Below are 1,816 nucleotides of genomic sequence, written 5' to 3'. Positions count from 1 at the left end.
CGACGAGATCCACCGGCTGGTGGAGCTGGCCGCCGACGACTCGGCCTCCCGCCGCCACGGCCGGCTCGCCGTCGCGCTGGCCCTGGTGGGCCTCAACGAGGACCGCGGCGTGTTCGGCCCCACGCCCTCCGGCGGGCGGGCGGACGTCCCGGACCGTGTCCATCGCCTGATCGCCCCGCCGCGCCGGCTGAGCCCGTTCCGCCGGCTCGGGCTGACGGCGGCGGGCGCCCTGGTTCCCGCGGTTCCGCTGCTGGTCGCCTTCGCCCCGGGCCTGGGCGTTCTCCACCACGGCTGACGTCCGGACGGGTGAACCACGGCCGCCGGCCGCCCACCACGGGCGGTGAACGACGCGAAAGGGTGGTTTCAGGGGGGCGGGCCGGGTCAGTATCGGCCCCATGCGCCTCTCCCCGCATGCCCCGCCCCTCGCCGCGCCGTCCGCCCCGCACCGACGGCTCCACGACGCCGCCCTGCGCACGGCGGCCGTCCTCGCCCTCTGCTCCCTGGTCCTCCTCGCCCTGGTGGAGGCCTCCTGGCAGCCGCTGGTCGCCATGGACACGGAGATCGCCCGGACCACCCACCGCTGGGCGGTCGACGAGGACGGCCTCACGGCTGCCTTCCGCGTGCTCACCGACTGGATCTGGGACCCGCTCACGCTGCGCGCCCTGACCGTGGTGGTGGCCGTCTGGCTCGTCTGGCGCCGGTCGCAGTGGTGGCCCGCGCTGTGGCTGGTGGCGGTGGTGGCCGTGGCGGCCCTGCTCCAGCAGGTGCTCAAGGCCGTCGTCGCCCGGCCCCGGCCGGTGTGGCCCGACCCGGTCGACCACGCCCGCTACGCCGCCTTCCCCTCCGGTCACGCCATGACCGCGGCCGTCTGCTGCGGCCTGCTGCTGTGGGTCCTGCACCGCCGTGGTGTGGAGCGCCGGCTGTGGCGGGCGGCGGTGACCACCGCCGTGGTCAGCGTCGTGGGGGTGGGGCTGACGCGGGTCTGGCTGGGGGTCCACTGGCTCTCGGACGTGGTGGGCGGCTGGCTGCTGGGGGGCATGACGGTGGCCGCCGCGGTGGTGATCCACGAACGGCTGCCGTGGCTGCGCGAGGCCGGTTCGCGCCCCTCCGCGCACCGGCGGCCGCGGCTACGCTCTCGCGCATGACTGCTTCCACCTCCGCGGCCTCCGGCGACAGGCGGTTCGAGACCGTGCTGTTCGACTTCTCCGGGACGCTGTTCCGCATCGAGCCGGTCGAGACGTGGCTGCGCGCGGTGCTCCGGGCGACCGGGACCGTCATGACGGAGGAGCACACCCTGCGCGCCGCGCGGGAACTGGAGGAGGCGGGGGCGCTGCCCGGCGGTCCGGTGCCGCGCGCGCTGCCCGGTGGACTGGCCGACGCCTGGGAGAACCGCGACCGGACGCCGGAACTCCACCGGGGCCTCTACACGGGGCTGTCGCGCCGGGTGGACCTGCCGGACCCCGCGCTGCACGACGCCCTGTACGACCGCCACATGACGCCCGAGGCCTGGGAGCCCTACCCGGACGCCGTGGAGGTCCTGGCGCGACTGCGCGACCGGGGCGTGGCCGTGGGTGTGGTCAGCAACATCGGGTGGGATCTGCGTCCGGTGTTCCGGGCACATGGGCTCGACGCCTATGTGGACACCTACGCCCTGTCGTTCGAGCACGGCGCGCAGAAGCCCGAGCCGGATCTCTTCCGCGTGGCCCTCGAGGCCCTGGGGGCGGAACCGTCCCGGACCCTGATGGTGGGCGACGACCGCCGGGCCGACGGGGGTGCCGCGGCGCTCGGCTGTGCAGTGCGCTTCGTCGATCCGCTC

At 75.7% G+C, this 1,816-nt stretch carries 2 protein-coding genes and 1 pseudogene; all 3 read left to right on the top strand.

Going from position 1 to position 1,816, the window contains the following annotated elements:
• Nucleotides 1-295 (top strand): annotated as a pseudogene (locus HW445_RS29455) (M56 family peptidase); the annotation flags it as partial.
• 100 nt (nucleotides 296-395) lie between these two features.
• The gene (locus HW445_RS29450) at nucleotides 396-1,145 is read left to right on the top strand and encodes a phosphatase PAP2 family protein (protein ID WP_180223875.1); all 750 of its coding nucleotides are present in this window, start codon (nucleotides 396-398) and stop codon (nucleotides 1,143-1,145) included.
• The coding region (locus HW445_RS29445; RefSeq protein WP_180223874.1) for an HAD family hydrolase at nucleotides 1,142-1,816 on the top strand (675 nt) is incomplete at its 3' end. The genes HW445_RS29450 and HW445_RS29445, both read left to right, overlap by 4 nt.

The organism is Streptomyces sp. UH6, assembly GCF_013421635.1.
Taxonomy (GTDB): domain Bacteria; phylum Actinomycetota; class Actinomycetes; order Streptomycetales; family Streptomycetaceae; genus Streptomyces; species Streptomyces abyssomicinicus.
Note: the sequence above shows the minus strand (reverse complement) of the source record. Positions and strands in the feature narration are given on the sequence as shown.